Annotated in this window: 16 protein-coding genes; 11 read left to right on the forward strand and 5 right to left on the reverse strand. The window is 68.9% G+C overall.

From position 1 onward, the window contains the following. Positions 1 to 60: 60 nt before the first annotated feature. From E2170_RS06590 to E2170_RS06600, 3 genes are all read right to left on the reverse strand, one after another. The gene (locus E2170_RS06590) at positions 61 to 1,176 is read right to left on the reverse strand and encodes an alpha/beta hydrolase family protein (protein WP_132999770.1); all 1,116 of its coding nucleotides are present in this window, start codon (positions 1,174 to 1,176) and stop codon (positions 61 to 63) included. A gap of 169 nt (positions 1,177 to 1,345) precedes the next feature. Further along, positions 1,346 to 2,002: a TetR/AcrR family transcriptional regulator gene (locus E2170_RS06595; RefSeq protein ID WP_132999771.1), complete on the reverse strand. Its 657-nt coding sequence runs from the start codon at positions 2,000 to 2,002 to the stop codon at positions 1,346 to 1,348. A 17-nt stretch (positions 2,003 to 2,019) separates the two neighbouring features. Beyond that, entirely contained in the window at positions 2,020 to 2,610 is a 591-nt protein-coding gene (locus E2170_RS06600; RefSeq protein ID WP_132999772.1) for an NAD(P)H-dependent oxidoreductase, read from the reverse strand. Positions 2,611 to 3,258: 648 nt separating this feature from the next. Between E2170_RS06600 and E2170_RS06605 the strand changes: the two genes are divergently transcribed. Next, a complete protein-coding gene (locus tag E2170_RS06605; protein WP_132999773.1) occupies positions 3,259 to 4,284 on the forward strand; it encodes a zinc-binding alcohol dehydrogenase family protein in 1,026 nt (341 codons plus the stop codon). Positions 4,285 to 4,308: 24 nt separating this feature from the next. On the opposite strand, the gene E2170_RS06610 is transcribed toward E2170_RS06605, so the two are convergent. Together E2170_RS06610 and E2170_RS06615 are read right to left on the reverse strand one after the other, a co-directional pair. Continuing rightward, complete coding sequence (locus E2170_RS06610; RefSeq protein ID WP_132999774.1) at positions 4,309 to 4,731, reverse strand: hypothetical protein; 423 nt, start codon at positions 4,729 to 4,731, stop codon at positions 4,309 to 4,311. 64 nt (positions 4,732 to 4,795) lie between these two features. Continuing rightward, complete coding sequence (locus E2170_RS06615; protein ID WP_132999775.1) at positions 4,796 to 5,416, reverse strand: hypothetical protein; 621 nt, start codon at positions 5,414 to 5,416, stop codon at positions 4,796 to 4,798. A gap of 188 nt (positions 5,417 to 5,604) precedes the next feature. Between E2170_RS06615 and hemN the strand changes: the two genes are divergently transcribed. From hemN to ccoP, 10 genes are all read left to right on the forward strand, one after another. After that, complete coding sequence (gene hemN / locus E2170_RS06620) at positions 5,605 to 7,008, forward strand: oxygen-independent coproporphyrinogen III oxidase (RefSeq protein ID WP_132999776.1); 1,404 nt, start codon at positions 5,605 to 5,607, stop codon at positions 7,006 to 7,008. A 22-nt stretch (positions 7,009 to 7,030) separates the two neighbouring features. Beyond that, on the forward strand, positions 7,031 to 7,786 hold the full coding sequence (locus E2170_RS06625; protein WP_243708075.1) for a helix-turn-helix domain-containing protein: 756 nt from the start codon (positions 7,031 to 7,033) through the stop codon (positions 7,784 to 7,786). Positions 7,787 to 7,864: 78 nt separating this feature from the next. Continuing rightward, the gene (locus E2170_RS06630) at positions 7,865 to 10,192 is read left to right on the forward strand and encodes a nitric-oxide reductase large subunit (RefSeq protein ID WP_132999777.1); all 2,328 of its coding nucleotides are present in this window, start codon (positions 7,865 to 7,867) and stop codon (positions 10,190 to 10,192) included. A gap of 3 nt (positions 10,193 to 10,195) precedes the next feature. Next, positions 10,196 to 11,437, forward strand: a complete 1,242-nt coding sequence (locus E2170_RS06635; RefSeq protein WP_132999778.1) for an NnrS family protein — start codon at positions 10,196 to 10,198, stop codon at positions 11,435 to 11,437. Between the two features lie 4 nt (positions 11,438 to 11,441). Further along, entirely contained in the window at positions 11,442 to 11,849 is a 408-nt protein-coding gene (locus E2170_RS06640; RefSeq protein ID WP_132999779.1) for a SirB2 family protein, read from the forward strand. 102 nt (positions 11,850 to 11,951) lie between these two features. Then, positions 11,952 to 12,407, forward strand: coding sequence for an azurin (gene azu / locus E2170_RS06645; protein WP_132999780.1), 456 nt, complete (start codon positions 11,952 to 11,954; stop codon positions 12,405 to 12,407). A gap of 251 nt (positions 12,408 to 12,658) precedes the next feature. Then, a complete protein-coding gene (ccoN, locus tag E2170_RS06650; RefSeq protein WP_132999781.1) occupies positions 12,659 to 14,152 on the forward strand; it encodes a cytochrome-c oxidase, cbb3-type subunit I in 1,494 nt (497 codons plus the stop codon). A gap of 1 nt (position 14,153) precedes the next feature. Further along, on the forward strand, positions 14,154 to 14,813 hold the full coding sequence (ccoO, locus tag E2170_RS06655; RefSeq protein WP_132999782.1) for a cytochrome-c oxidase, cbb3-type subunit II: 660 nt from the start codon (positions 14,154 to 14,156) through the stop codon (positions 14,811 to 14,813). Next, complete coding sequence (locus E2170_RS06660; RefSeq protein ID WP_132999783.1) at positions 14,810 to 14,953, forward strand: cbb3-type cytochrome oxidase subunit 3; 144 nt, start codon at positions 14,810 to 14,812, stop codon at positions 14,951 to 14,953. The genes ccoO and E2170_RS06660 overlap by 4 nt, the downstream gene beginning before the upstream one ends. Further along, positions 14,950 to 15,882 (forward strand): cytochrome-c oxidase, cbb3-type subunit III, encoded by a 933-nt coding sequence (gene ccoP, locus E2170_RS06665; RefSeq protein WP_132999784.1) that lies wholly within the window; start codon positions 14,950 to 14,952, stop codon positions 15,880 to 15,882. Before E2170_RS06660 ends, ccoP begins: the two co-directional genes overlap by 4 nt. The last annotated feature ends 21 nt before the right edge of the window (positions 15,883 to 15,903 follow it).

Below are 15,903 nucleotides of genomic sequence, written 5' to 3' on the forward strand. Positions count from 1 at the left end.
GGCGCGGGGGAACCGCGGTATCGCAGCGCAAGCCCCCAGTGGTGGATCCGCAGAGGCAGATCACGGCCCGCCCGGTGCGGGAGCGGGAGCCAGCGTCCTGCGAAAGAACGCCACCGCATCCGCGTTGACCTGCGCGTGCACCGCAGCGCGGTCCACGCCAGGGGGATCGCCACAGATCTCCGGCACCGCCTCGGCCAGCGCCGGCGCGCACGGCGCGAGGAACACCCAGTGGTCCGCGCCGGGCACTTCGCGGACCTCCACTGTCGAACGGATCAGCGGCGCCAAGTGCAGTGCGTGTTCCGCCGGAATCAGCCGGCGATCCTTGGTGCCGTAGTAGAGGAACACAGGACGGTCGATCGAAGTGGCGCCCTCGCGATCGAACATCACGCTCGACGGCGCCATCGTGAACGCCGCCCGGATCCTCGGATCGGCGGTCTCTCCCCACCGGGTGCGGGCGCCGTCCAGGCTGGCCGCATGCGCGAGGAACCCCTTCATGCCGTCGCCGTCGCCGTCGCCGTCGATGTCGCTGCGTGCGCCCAGCTGTTCGATGAAGCTGCACGTATCGCGATCCTGCGGCTGGCGCTCGCAGTAGCCGGCGTAGCGGTCGAAGCGCGGCACCGCGCCCACCAGCAGCAGGCTGGTGTAGCCGCCGTCGGAGAAGCCGGCGACGCCGATGCGTCCAGGATCGATCAACGGCGCCCAGTGCGGGTCGTCCAGCAGTGTCGATACCAGTGCCTGGATCTGTAGCGGCCGCCCGAACAGCACCTCCGCGGTGCCGGCGCCGCTTGAGTCGCGCGGATTGTCGCGCGCGTGGGTCAGCGTGGCGACGACGAAGCCGGCGCGCGCCAGGTGCGTGGCCAGGTCGTGGTGGCCAAGGTTCTCGCCACCCTGACCGTGCGAGATCACCACCAGCGGCTTCGCGCCCGGCTCCGCCGGCGCATCGGGGGTCGCGTCGACCAGGTGCAGCGCGATCGCCACCGGGCTGTCGACGGGCTGCGGTGACGGATAGAACACATATCCCGGCATCGTACCGCCGGCGACGGGATCGACGACCTGGATCGGCTTGATGCCCGCGCCGGGCGTGGTGGCGAGCAGCGCCGACGGAAGGACGAGCAGCCCCAACGCCAGCGAAGGGCGCCAACGGGAAAGCCGGCAAAGGATCTTGAGAACGCGCATGAACGGTTATTGGACCGAAGAGAGAGAGGGTCCGGAGCCTACCCCCGAAACAGCGGTGACCGGTAGTGGCTCTCGCCATGCATGGCTGAGCGGCACGCTCCCCACGCTGGGAGATGCGTTGCACGCTGCACCCGGACGCACATCGCGGGAGCGCCGATGCGCCGCCTCTTCACTGCTCCCGGCCTTCGCTGGATTCCGACGCTGGCGCATGCAGGGCATCGTCCAATCGCTTGCAGCGTCGGACCAGCGCCAGGATGGCCTGTTCCAGTTCGTCCTGCGCCTGCGCCGGGGTGATGTCGCCGGCGACGGCAGCATCGGACAGTGCGTCGGCGGCGCCAAGCATGCCCCACAGACCGGCCAGGGGCACGCCCCCGGCGCCTGCGAACGGTGCGAAGGTCGCCGCGCACTTGCCTAGAAAGTCCTGCTGGTAGCGGCGCTTCACCGCGGCCAGCTCGGGTGAACCGCCCAGGGCGGCGAGGACGCCGGGGATCTCACTGCCTTGGGTCAGCACGCAGTCGACGTAGCTGGCGGCGATGATGCGCGCCTTGGCCTTCAGCGTCGGTCGCGCCGCGGCGATGGCCGCGTCGAGGATCGCGGTCTGGCGGAGGTCGTAGTCTTCGTAGAGCGCGGCCAGCAGGCCGTTGCGGGTACCGAAGTGGTCGTACACGACCGGTTTGGTGACTCCGGCCGCCTCGGCAAGCCGACCTAGCGTCAGCGCGTCAGTGCCCTCGTCACGGATCAAGCGCCAGGAGACGTCGAGCAACTGGCGCCTGCGCTCGGCGCGCGGCAGGCGACGAAGGGCAGGGGCTTTGGACGGTCGGGGCAAGGCGGCGGGTCTCCGAATCAGTTGGGCGCGGCGAAGAGCCTTCGGCCCAGGGCGCGGGCGGTGTCGAGGTGGCTGCCGGGGACTCCGGCGTCGGAGACCAGCAGTAGTTCCGAGGTCACCACGGGCGCGCCACAGTAGTCGAAGATGCCGTTGTCGATCTGGGTCTTCATGGCTCCGAAATAGCCGTGCCGGGCGAACGTCCGCTGGTCCGCGCCGCCGTTGGCGACCAGGTGAATCGGAAGGCGCTGCAGCTTCTTCAGGATTCTACCGTCCGCCGTTTCGTCGTAGGCCCAGCCCAGAGTGAAGACGCGGTCGATCCAGCCCTTGAGCAGCGCGGGGAAGGACCACCAGTAGATGGGATACACCAGGGCCAGTGCGTCGGCGCGCTCGAGCCGGGCGTGTTCGGCCGCCACGTCGGCCGGCGGCGGCGCCTGCCGGTGGAACAGATCGAGGTCAGCGTGGTTGAAGCGCGGATCGAAGCCCTCTGCGGACAGATCGGCGACTTCGACGGCGTGGCCTGAGGTTTCGACGCCTTCGGCCAGGTGGCGAGCGATGGCGTGGGTGAGGGAATCCGGATTGGGGTGGGCGATGACGACGAGGGCGTGCATTCGGGTGTCGGGAGCGCGGGGTGGGAGCTAGTATACCAATCGTAACCTACGATTGGTAAATTGTGGCGTGCCCAGTGCAGCGCTCCAGGATCCGAACCGCGCACCTCGACCTCGCGTGCATCAATTCAGGCAGCGCTCCAAGCGATTTCCAAGCGACGATGGTGAGCACGGTACATCTGCGATGCGGCCTATAAGAGTGCGGTGCCCATTCGGTATCGGTATACCTGTGACTTCCCGAAACTGTACCGTAAAACTGTGACTTGGCCGGAACGGGTTGCAAAAGTCACAGCTTTACCAAGCCCGGTTTCAGGCGGGCCAGCCACCGTGCCAGTCGCGCGGTCCACGTTCTGCTCAATTGCGCATAATGCACATTATGTAAAATGATTGGCTGAGTCCTCCGACCAACCACCAAGGAGCAGCCAATGAGAAGCAAGCGAAAACTGCACGAACCCGCCGTAAAGATCCTGGAAGTGTCCTACTGGCCTATGCAACAACGACTGGCATCGTGAATGGTTCGGGAGCGAGGCTGGGTGACTCGGCCGCGGCTTACGGCACGGCTTCGAACGGCAGCATTCCACCGGACTCCTTGCCGACCCGGCACACAGCCAGCACAGTGGGCAGACCTTTCTCCCACGCCAAAGGATCCCCATGCGAGCCGTCGGCTACCAGTCCCCGCAGCCCATCGATGCCGACAACGCGCTGGTGGACATCGAACTCCCACGCCCGGTCGTCGCGGGCCGCGACCTGCTGGTCGAAGTGCGCGCGGTTTCGGTGAATCCGGTCGACACCAAGGTCCGCCGCAACGCCGCGCCGGCGCCGGGCGACTGGAAGGTACTGGGCTGGGACGCGTCCGGCGTGGTGGTCGAGGCCGGCCCCGACGCCACGCTGTTCAAGCCGGGCGACGAGGTCTTCTACGCCGGCGCCCTCACCCGCCCCGGCACCAACGCCGAGTTCCACCTGGTCGACGAACGCATCGTCGGCCACAAGCCGCGCTCGCTCGACTGGGCGGAAGCGGCGGCCATGCCGCTGACTTCGATCACCGCCTGGGAGGCGCTGTTCGAACGCCTGGACGTCCGCGGCCACGAAGTCCCGGGCGCTGCGCCGGCGATCCTGATCATCGGCGGCGCTGGCGGGGTCGGTTCGATGGCGACGCAACTGGCGCGCCGGCTGACCAACCTGACCGTGATCGCGACCGCCTCGCGGCCCGAAACCGCGGACTGGGTGCGCGAGCTTGGCGCCCACCACGTCGTCGACCATCGCCAGCCGCTGGCGCCACAGGTGGCCGCGCTCGGCATCAGGGCGCCCGCCTTCGTGTTCTCGACCACGCAGACGCAGCTGCACCTTGAGCAGATCGCGGAACTGATCGCGCCCCAGGGACGGCTGGCGCTGATCGACGACCCTGCCAGCTTCGACATCGGCCTGTTCAAGCGCAAGAGCGTGTCGGTGCATTGGGAATACATGTTCACGCGGTCGATGTTCGACACGTCCGACATCGCGGCCCAGGGGCAGCTGCTGGAGGAGGTCTCGCGGCTGGTCGACGATGGCAGCTTGCGCAGCACGCTCACCGGGCGGCTGGGCACGATCGACGCGGCCACGCTGAAGGAGGCCCATCGTCTGCTGGAATCCGGGACGGCGCGCGGCAAGCTCGTGCTGGAAGGGTTCCCGGCGGCCTGACCTGACCGCGGCGGACGCCTGCCGTCAGCGGCAGGCGTCCCATACCTGGTCGTCCAGCTTCCGCAGCAGGTCGAAGTTCCGCTTCAGGCCCACCCGCCGCAGGGTCTGTTCGCGGCGGTCGCGGACAGCCTTGCAGCGGTCGGGCGGCGCGCGCTTGCGCACGCCGGCGCCAGCTCTGGACGGGCCTTGCCGACGATGCTCCGGCGGGGCCTGCCCTGCCCCGGCGTCCGGATACGCTGCCGCGGGGACGATGGTGTCCGGAACGGCGGCGTAGCTGGCCGCCAGGCGCTCGCCTTCGCCGCAGTCGCCGCTGGTGAACGTGACATGCCCGCCACGATCAATGCACTTCTGCACGCTCTGCGCCGTGGCGGGCATGGCCCAGGCCAATCCCGCCAGGAGCAGCAGCGCAAGCGCGCCCGTCCCGTACTTCGCCGGTTCTTCCCGCATGCGGCCTCCCTGCCGTCGCGGCCTGTTTTCCGGCGGCCGGGGCTCCCGGCGCGCCGGCCATTGTTCAGTGCATCTCCACCGGTGCCAGCGATACCGCCAGTCCTTCGCGGAAGCGCACCCGCAGCATGTCGCCGACCCGGATCCGCTTCACCGCCTCGCGGTGTTCGGGCTTCTCCGCATGCAGGGTGCGCACCTCGCCGTCCGGTCCCTGGACGCTGAAGCTGCCGGCGCGGGCGTCCACCTCGACAACCGTCGCCAGCACGGTGACCTCCTGCACGCCGACGCGACCCGCATGGGCGTCATCGCCGCGCCCCTCCTCGGCGATGTAGGCACCCGGCTCGGCGGATCCGGCAGGCTGGATATCGAACAGCACCGAGCGGTGGTAGCGCACGTCGATCACGTCGCCCACCTGCAGCCGGTCGAGGTCGGCCACGCGGGGGTCCACCGGCAGCACGCGCGAGCCGGTGCCGGTATCGAGCGTCACCAGCCGCTGCGCCGCGTCGATCGCGGTCACGATGCCGCGCACGGCGACTTCGGCTTCGACCACGGTTTCCACGGACGTTGATTCCGCGGATGCGGCGGGCGGCTGCGCGCCGACCGGTCCGGCCCCGCCTCCGGCCACGATGCCGAGTACCAGTGCCAGTGCGCCGGGGATCCGGCGGAAAAGGGGTGCGATCGCGTCCATCACGGCTCCGGTGCCCGTTGCGGGCATGGCAGGGAAGCCGATCCTAGCCCGGTCGCGGCGGGCCGGCTTTGAGCCAGCTCAAGCCCGCGGTGTCGGGAAACGCCGCGTTCCCCGACCGGACACCGCCCCGCGCGATGCTTGACGCGAATCAAGGCGAGCCTCCGGGCGCTGCGGCAGCATCCTCCGCCATGGACGCTTACCTGCCCTTCAATGCCGACCTGCTTCGCCGCTACGACCGGCCGGGGCCGCGCTACACCTCCTACCCGACCGCGCCGCAGTTCAGCAACGCCTTCGGGGAGGAACAGCTGCGCGAGGCCGCGGCGGCCAGCAATGGCGATCCGATCCCGCGCCGGCTGTCTGTCTACGTCCACGTCCCCTTCTGCGTCAGCCCCTGCTTCTATTGCGGCTGCAACCGCATCATCACCCGCGACAAGTCGCGCGCCGAGACCTACTTGGCGCGCCTGTACCGCGAGATCGACATGACCGCGGCGCTGTTCGACCGCGACCGCGACGTGGTCCAGCTGCACCTGGGCGGTGGCACGCCGAACTTCATGGATCCGGGCCAGATCGGCGAGCTGGTCGACGCCCTGCGTCGCCAGTTCCACTTCGCGCGGCCCGAGGAAAGCGACATCTCGATCGAACTCGACCCGCGCTTCGTGTCCCCGGCCGACATCGCCGCGCTCGGCCGCATCGGCTTCAACCGGGCCAGCTTCGGCGTGCAGGACTTCGACCCGGTGGTGCAGGAGGCGGTCAACCGCATCCAGTCGGTGGAGGAGACGCGCGCCGTGGTCGACGCCTGCCGCGCGAACGGCTTCCGCTCGGTCAACGTCGACCTGATCTACGGCCTGCCGAAGCAGAACCCCGAGGGCTTCGCGCGCACGCTCGACACGCTGCTGGAGATGCGCCCGGACCGCCTGGCGGTCTACGGCTACGCCCACCTGCCCGAGGTCTTCCGCCCGCAGAACCAGATCAAGGCCGAAGACCTGCCCAGCGCCGAGGAGAAGCTGGGCCTGCTGGAACTGGCGATCACGAAGCTGTCGGCCGGCGGCTACGAATACATCGGCATGGACCACTTCGCCCTGCCCGACGACGACCTGGCCATGGCCCAGGCCCGCGGCAGCCTGCACCGCAACTTCATGGGCTACACCACCCACGCCGACAGCGACCTGATCGGCCTGGGCGTGAGCGCGATCAGCCACATCGGCGACACCTTCAGCCAGAACCCGCGCGACCTGCCCTCCTGGCAGATCGCCATCGACGAGGGCCGGCTGCCGGTGTTCCGCGGCATGCAGCTGGACGAGGACGACGTCATCCGCGCCGACCTCATCCAGCAGTTGATGTGCCAGGCCGAGGTGCCGATGGACGCGCTGGAGCGGCGCCACGACATCGTCTTCAACGACTATTTCGCCGAGTCCCTGGAGAAGCTGCGGCCGCTCGAGGACGACGGCCTGGTGCGCGTCGAGCCCCGCCGCATCCGCGTGACCGCGCGCGGCCGGCTGCTCTTGCGTAACATCGCCATGTGCTTCGACCGATACCTCGCCCCGCCAGCAGCCGATCCCGCCACCCGGCCCCGCTTCTCGCGCGCCATCTGACGCCCGGGGAGGCCTGCCCGTGGTGAACAAGGTCGCGTTTCCGCGCGTCGATCCCAGCATCGTGGCCGATGACGGCGACGAGTTCCATTTCTGTTCCACCTGCGCCTTTTCCCAGGCCTGCATGGCCCAGGGCATGGACAAGGCCTCGCTGGGCGAGCTGCACATGCTGGTCGAACACGTCGGCCCGCTGCACGCCGGCGACCACGTGTTCCGCGTCGGCGATCCCTTCGAGGCGATCGCCGCGGTGCGCGCGGGCACGGTCAAGACCTATGTCATCGATGCCAACGGGCGCGAGCACGTGCTCGGCTTCCATTTCCCGGGCGAGGTGATCGGCCTGGACGGCATCGACGGCGACACCTACCCCTGCAACGCGGTGGCGCTGGACACGGTGATGCTATGCCGGTTCTCGTTCCCCAAGATCTCGGTGCTGGCCGGGCGCCTGCCGGGGCTGCAGCAGCATCTGTTCCGCCTGCTCAGCCGCGACATCGGCCGCGCCGCCCTGCTCTCCGGCGACTGGACCGCCGACGAGCGCCTGGCCGCCTTCCTGGTCACGATGTCGCGGCGCCTCGCTGCCCGCGGCTTCTCCCCCGACCGTTTCCAGCTGACGATGGCGCGCACCGACATCGCCAACTACCTGCGCCTGGCGCCGGAAACCGTCAGCCGCGTGCTCAAGCGCTTCCAGGCCGAGGGCCTGCTGCGCGTGGACCGCCGCGAAGTGGAAATCGCCGACCAGGCCCGCCTCGGCGCGATGGCCGCGCCGGTGCTCTGGAAGCAGTAAGCCGGGGCGCTTGACCTGGGTCATGGCGACCCCGGGCCCGCGACGACGACCATGCGGCATCCGCAACGGGAGCCTGTCATGGGGAACTACCGCAAACTCTGGATCGGCCTGGCCGTCCTGCTCGTCTCCTCGTTCGCCGTCCTGCTCTGGGCCGGCGGCGAGATCTTCCGCGCCGCGCCGCCGGTTCCCGAGCAGGTGGTCTCGGAGGACGGCCGCGTGGTCTACACCCGCGCCGACATCGAACGCGGCCGCCAGGTCTGGCAGTCGATCGGCGGCATGCAGCTGGGCTCGATCTGGGGCCATGGCGGCTACGTCGCCCCGGACTGGAGCGCCGACTGGCTTCACCGCGAGGCGGTCGAGATCCTCGACGCCTGGGCTGCCGAAGGCGGCACCGCCGCCACCTGGGCGGAACTCCCGGCGGCAGAACGCGCCACCCTGCAGGGCCGCCTGCAGGAAATGATGCGTGCGAACACCTGGGATCCCGCCACCGGCACCATCACCCTGACCGCCGAGCGCGTGGCGGCGATCGAGCGGGTGGCGGCGCACTACGTGAGCCTGTTCGGCAACGATCCGGCCACCGCGGAGCTGCGCGAAGCCTATGCGATGAAGGAGAACACCATCCATGAGGCCGAGTACCGGCAGGCGATGACGGCGTTCTTCTGGTGGTCGGCCTGGGCGGCGACCACCGAGCGCCCGCTCGCGGCCGGCGACAGCCTGGTGCCCGACAAGACCGGCGTGGTGCCCAAGCAGGTCACCTACACCAACAACTGGCCGTCCGAGCCGCTGGTCGGCAACACGCCGGCGGCCCCGCTCTGGGCCTGGTCGGCCTTCAGCGTGCTGTTCCTGATCGCGGGCATCGCCCTGCTCGGCTGGCACCACGCGGTGACCCACGACAAGGAGGATCGCGGCCACACCATCCCCTCCAGCGATCCCTTCGCGGCCCTGCGCATCACGCCGTCGATGCGCGCGGTGGCCAAGTACTTCTGGGTGGTGCTGGCGCTGTTCCTGCTGCAGATCCTGCTCGGCGCGATCACCGCGCACTATCAGGTCGAGGGCCAGGTCGCCTACGGCTTCGCGCTGTCGGAGATCCTGCCCTACTCGCTGTCGCGCACCTGGCACACGCAGCTCGCGGTGCTGTGGATCGCGGTGGCGTGGCTGGGCACCGGCCTGTACATCGCGCCGGCGCTGTCGGGACATGAACCGAAGTTCCAGCGTTTCGGCGTCAACTTCCTGTTCGTGTCGCTGCTGATCATCGTGGTCGGCTCCTTCGCGGGCCAGTGGCTGGCGGTGATGCAGAAGCTCGGGCTGGAGCACAACTTCTGGTTCGGCCACCAGGGCTGGGAATACGCGGACATGGGCCGCTTCTGGCAGTGGTACCTGTTCATCGGCCTGCTGCTGTGGGTGGCCCTGGTCGGCCGCGCGCTGTGGCCGGTGCTGCGCGACAAGGCGTCCGAAAGCCGCCACATCGTCGCCCTGCTGTTCATGTCCACGGCCGCCATCGGCATCTTCTTCGCTTCGGCGCTGATGTGGGGCGAGCACACCCACATCTCCGAGGTCGAGTACTGGCGCTGGTGGCTGGTGCACCTGTGGGTCGAGGGCTTCTTCGAAGTGTTCGCGACCGCGGTGATGGCGCTGATCTTCACGAAGCTCGGCCTGCTCAAGACCTCCACGGCCACGGTCGCGGTGCTGTTCGCCACGATCATCTTCATGGCCGGCGGCGTGCTGGGCACCCTGCACCACCTGTACTTCGTCGGCACGCCGACGGCGGTGGTGGCCCTGGGCGCCAGCTTCTCGGCGCTGGAAGTGGTGCCGCTGGCCTACATCGGCTTCGAGGCCTACCAGACCTGGAAGTACGGCAAGGCGACGCCGTGGATGGCGCGCTACCGCTGGCCGGTGATGTTCTTCATCGCGGTCTCGTTCTGGAACCTGGTGGGCGCCGGCCTGTTCGGCTTCCTCATCAACCCGCCGCTGTCGCTGTACTACATGCAGGGCCTGAACCTGACCCCACTGCACGGCCACACCGCCCTGTTCGGCGTGTACGGCATGCTCGGCATCGCCCTGGTGCTATTCTGCCTGCGCGGCCTGCGCGGCCAGATGGTCTGGGACACGAAGGCGCTGAAGCTGTCGTTCTGGGCGCTCAACATCGGCCTGGCGCTGATGGCCGCGCTGACCCTGCTGCCGCTGGGCACCATGCAGCTCCTGGCCGCGATCGAGCACGGCTATGCCTACGCGCGCTCGGCGGAGTTCATGCAGCAGCCGATCGTGGACCTGCTGGTGTGGATGCGGGTGCCCGGCGACACGATATTCAGCGTCGGCGCCTTCGCCCTGACCTGGTTCGTGCTGCGGCTGTGGATCGCGCCGCGGCGCGACCCGGCGCTGGGCCGCGAAGGCACGGAGCGGGCCTGAGCCATGGGCAACCAGGGCCAATCCGGGCACGACGGCGCTTCGGCGCCGTTCCTGCGGCTCGCGGCGGCGCCGCATCGGCTGATGTTCTTCGTCGGTGCCGGCAACGTGCTGCTGGCGATGGCCTGGTGGAGCGCCTGGCTGGTCGCGAACCGCTGGCCGGCGCTGCTGTCGATGCACCAGCCCGAACCCTATGCCGGCTGGCTGCACGCCATCGTCATGCAGTACCAGATGCTGCCGAGCTTCATCTTCGGCTTCCTGCTGACCACCTTCCCGAAGTGGATGGGCCTGCCGGAGGCGGCGCGCTGGCACTACGTGCCGGTGGGACTGGGCATGTTCGGCGGCCAGGTGGCGACCCTGCTCGGAGCGATCGGTGCGCCCGCCGGGATCGAGGTCGGACTGGCCATGACCCTGGCCGGCTGGACCGCCGGGCTGGCCTTCCTGGGCGAGCTGCTGCTGCGCGACCGCAACCGCACCTGGCATGCGCGTTCGTGCTTCGCGGCGCTGGTGCTGGGCTGGGTCGGCCTGGCCGCCTTCGGCGCGGCGCTGCTGGGCGGGTCGCCGTCGTGGGCCTTCGCCAGCATCAAGATCGGCACCTTCGGCCTGCTGCTGCCGGTCTACCTGACGGTGGCGCACCGGATGTTCCCGTTCTTCGCCGGCAACGTGGTGGCGGGCTACGTGTCGTGGCGGCCGCTGTGGCTGCTGGCCGCGTTCTGGGCGCTGTGCCTGGCCCACCTGGGCCTGGAGCTGGTGCGCGCCTATGCCTGGCTGTGGATCGTCGACCTGCCGCTGCTGGCGCTGTCGCTGCTGGCCGTGTGGCGCTGGTGGCCGCGCGGGCGGAAGCCGGGGATCCTGGCGGTGCTGTTCCTGGGCCTGGCCTGGATGCCGGTGACCTTCGCGCTGTACGCGGCGCAGAGCCTGGCCTACTTCGGCGGCGAAGGCTTCGTCCTCGGGCGCGCGCCGGCGCACGCCCTGTTCGTCGGCTTCTTCGGCAGCCTGCTGGTGGCCATGGTGACCCGCGTCACCCAGGGCCATTCGGGGCGGAAGATCGAAATGCCCGGCGTGGCCTGGTTCGCCTTCGTGGCGATCCAGCTGGTGACGGTGGCGCGCATCCTGGCCGACGTGTCCGCGGATGCGGGCGCCTGGTGGGCGGTGGCCGCCGTCGGCTGGCTGCTGGCGCTGGGGCCGTGGGTGGCGCGGATCGGCAGGATCTACCTGTCGCCACGCGCCGACGGCAAGCCGGGGTGAGCCGATGATCGAGTTCTATCCGCAGATCAAGTGGGTGCACGTGGCCAGCGTGATGGCCAGCGTCACCCTGTTCGCGCTGCGCGGGCTGCTGGTGCAGGCCGGGCGCCCGCGCTGGGCGATGGCCGCGCCGGTGCGCTACCTGAGCTACGCCATCGACACCACCCTGCTCACCGCGGCCTTCATGCTGCTGACGATCCTGCCCGGGGCGATGTTCGCCAACGGCTGGCTGGCGGCCAAGATCGTGCTGCTGATCGTCTATATCGGCCTGGGCAGCTTCGCGCTCAAGCGGGGGCGGACGCCGCGGGTGCGGCTGGCCTGCTACCTGGTCGCGCTGGCGGTATTCGGCTTCATGTACAGCATCGCCCGCGCCCACCACCCCGGCGGGATCCTGTGGATGCTGCTCGCCACTTGACCCATGTCATGGCCGCGGCCCCGGGGCGGTCGGATAATGGCCGCATCCAGAGGGGCCCGAGCGCAGGCCCCGCCACGTTCCAGCCCCACAGGAGATCCAACCATGAAGCATCTTGTCATCGCCGCCCTCGGCCTCGGCCTGCTCGCCTTCGGCGGCACCGCCGCTGCCGCCAACTGCAGCATCAAGCTCAATGGCGACGACCGCATGCAGTTCGACCAGAAGGAAGTCACCGTCTCGGCCAGCTGCAAGACCATCAGCATCGAGCTGGCGCACACCGGCAAGCTGCCGGTGGCGGCGATGGGACACAACGTTGTCATTGCCGCAACGGGCGATGTGTCGGCGGTGAACGCCGCGGGCGCGAAGGCCGGTGCCGCCGCGGGCTACCTGCCCAAGGGCGACGCCAAGGTCCTCGGCGCCACCGACATGATCGGCGGCGGCGCCACCACCAAGGCCTCGTTCCCCGGCAGCAAGCTCAAGGCCGGCGGCGACTACAGCTTCTTCTGCTCCTTCCCCGGCCATGCCGCGCTGATGAAGGGCAAGCTGGTGGTCACGCCCTGAGGTTCGCGCAAGGCCGCACGCGGCTTCGCGTCGGGGCCCGGAGGCATGGAGGGGCGCGCATGGTCGCGCCCCTTCCCGTTCAGCGCGCATATAATCGGCGGCACAGCACGTGACACCTATCACGCATTCGCGGCCCATGCCTCCAGTCCATAACGGAGTCAGCAGCAACCGGCCCCGGCATTGACTGCGATCAAGTGCAGGCCTTGCCGGACACCGGAGAATCCACAGCCAGCCAACAAGGTCATCTGCCCATGTCATCGACCCCAGCCACCGCTGTCGCCAGCGGTCCCGATCCAGCCAGGTCCGGTTACTACAACGACAAGGTGGTCCGCCAGTTCACGATCGCCACCGTGGTCTGGGGCATCGTCGGCATGGCCGTGGGCGTGCTGATCGCCGCCCAGCTGTACTGGCCCACGATCGGCGAAGGCATCCCGTGGCTGAGCTACGGCCGCCTGCGCCCGCTGCACACCAACGGCGTGATCTTCGCCTTCGGCGTCAGCGCCCTCTTCGCCACCAGCCTGTACGTGGTGCAGCGGACCTGCCACGTCCGCCTGATCTCCGACAGGCTGGCCTCGTTCGTGTTCTGGGGCTGGCAGCTGGTGCTGGTGCTGGCGGTGATCACCCTGCCGATGGGCATGACCCAGGGCAAGGAATACGCCGAGCTGGAATGGCCGATCGACTGGCTGATCACGGTGGTCTGGGTGGCCTACGCGGTGCTGTTCTTCGGCACCATCGTCAAGCGCCGGGTCAGCCACATCTACGTGGCCAACTGGTTCTTCGGCGCGTACATCGTCACCATCGCGCTGCTGCACATCGTCAACAACATCGCGATCCCGTCGGGCTTCGACAAGTCCTACCCGGTCTACACCGGCGCGGTGGATGCGATGGTGCAGTGGTGGTACGGCCACAACGCCGTGGGCTTCCTGCTCACCACCGCCTTCCTCGGCATGATGTACTACTTCGTGCCCAAGCAGGCCGGGCGCCCGATCTATTCCTACCGCCTGTCGATCGTGCACTTCTGGGCGCTGATCGCGGTCTACATGTGGGCCGGCCCGCACCACCTGCACTACACCGCCCTGCCCGACTGGGTGCAGTCGGTGGGCATGGTGTTCTCGCTGATCCTGCTGGCACCCAGCTGGGGCGGCGCGATCAACGGGATCATGACCCTGTCGGGCGTCTGGTACAAACTGCGCACCGACCCGATCCTGAAGTTCCTGATCGTCGCGCTGTCGTTCTACATGATCGCCACCTTCGAGGGGCCGATGATGTCGATCAAGACGGTCAACTCGCTGTCGCACTACACCGACTGGACCGTCGGCCACGTGCACGCCGGCGCCCTGGGATGGGTGGCGATGATCACCGTCGGCTCGATCTATTCGCTGATGCCGCGCGTGCTGGGCCTGAAGGAGATGTACTCGGTCAAGTGGATCGACGTGCACTTCTGGATGCACACCATCGGCGTGGTGCTCTACATCGCCTCGATGTGGATCGCCGGCGTGATGCAGGGCCTGATGTGGCGCGCCACCAACGCCGACGGCACCCTGACCTACAGCTTCGTCGAGTCGCTCAACGCGACCTATCCCTACTACCTCGTGCGCCTCGGCGGCGGCGTGCTGGTGCTGGCAGGCATGTTCCTGATGGCCCTCAACACCTGGAAGACCTTCCAGATGGCCAAGGCCACGGTCCAGCACCCGGTGCTGCCCCCCGATCCTTCCAGCGCACGCGCTTCGACCCAGGGTGCCTGACATGAGCGACCACAAGACCACCCCCAACGCGCACGAGAAGATCGAGAAGAACGTCGGCCTGATGATCGGCCTGATCGCCGTCGCCGTGTCCTTCGGCGGCCTCGCCGAGATCGTTCCGCTGATGTACCAGGCCGAGGCGATCGAGCCGCTGCCCGGCGTCGAGCCCTACCCGGCGCTCGAACTCGCCGGTCGCGACATCTACGTCCGCGAGGGCTGCTACAACTGCCACTCGCAGATGATCCGCACCCTGCGCTTCGAGTCCGAGCGCTACGGCCACTACTCGCTGGCCGGCGAGTCGGTCTACGACCGCCCGCACCAGTGGGGTTCCAAGCGCACCGGCCCGGACCTGGCCCGCGTCGGCGGCCGCTATTCCGACGACTGGCACCGCGTGCACCTGATCGATCCGCGCGCGGTGGTGCCGGAGTCGAACATGCCCTCCTTCCCCTGGCTGGCGGACACGCCGGTCAAGGCCGAGGTGGTCGCCCGCAACATGCGCAACCTGCAGCGCCTGGGCGATCCCTACACCGACGAGGACCTCGCCGGCGTGCCCGACGCGGTGGCCGGCAAGACCGAGCTCGACGCCGTCGTCGCCTACCTGCAGGGCCTGGGCCGGCACGCGCCGACCGCGGCGTCCGCCGCTTCCACGGAGGACGCGCAATGACGGGCGGTCTCATCACGCTGGCGTTGCTGCTGCTGTTCGTCGGCGGCTGGATCTGGATGTGGCGGCCTTCGCACAAGGCCGAGTTCGACGCAGCCGCACGGCTGCCCCTTGAGGACGATGCCGAGGAGCCCGGGCAATGACCACCGGTTGGAGCGTTTACGTCATCGCGCTGGTGCTGCTCAACATCGCCGGCCTGTGGGCCCTGCTGGCATGGACCAGCCGCCGTCGCCCGGGCGACCCGAAGCCGGACGACACCAGCCACGTCTGGGACGGCGACATCACCGAGTACAACAAGCCGCTGCCGCGCTGGTGGATCATCGGCTTCTACCTGACGATGGTGTTCTCGATCGGCTACCTGCTCTGGTACCCGGGTTTCGGCAACTTCAAGGGCTTCGGCAACTGGACCTCGGCCGGCGAGCACGACGCCGACAAGGCGAAGCAGGACGCCGTCCTCGCCGAGACCTTCCGTCCCTATGACGGCCGCCCGATCTCCGAGCTCGCCGGCGACCCGCGCGCCGTGCAGCTGGGCCGCGCGATCTTCGCCAACACCTGCGCCACCTGCCACGGCTCGTCCGCGCAGGGTGCGATCGGCTACCCGAACCTGACCGACGACATCTGGCACTGGGGCGGCAGCGAAGACCGCATCCTGGAGTCCATCCTCGACGGCCGCGAGGGCGTCATGCCCGAATGGGGCACGGTGCTCACCGGCATGGGCGGCGACAACGCCGTGCTCTCGGTGGCCACCTACGTCCGCGCGCTGGCCGGCGAGGTGCCGGAGAACGACTTCTTCGCCGCCCAGGGCAAGGGCCTGTACGAAGGTGTCTGCGTGGCCTGCCATGGCGTGGACGGCAAGGGCAACACGGACCTGGGTTCGCCCGACCTGACCGATGCCTACAGCATGTACGGCAACTCCCTGGAATCGATCATGGAGACGATCAACAGGGGCCGCCACGGCGTCATGCCGGCCCACCGCGAACTGCTGGGCGAGACCCGCTCGCGCCTGGTGGCGTCCTATGTCTGGTCGCTGTCCAACAGTTCCAGCGCGGAGCCACGAACGGAGGTCCAGTGAGCCCCCTGCCAGGACCAGGCT

The organism is Luteimonas arsenica (assembly GCF_004352825.1).
GTDB lineage: Bacteria > Pseudomonadota > Gammaproteobacteria > Xanthomonadales > Xanthomonadaceae > Luteimonas > Luteimonas arsenica.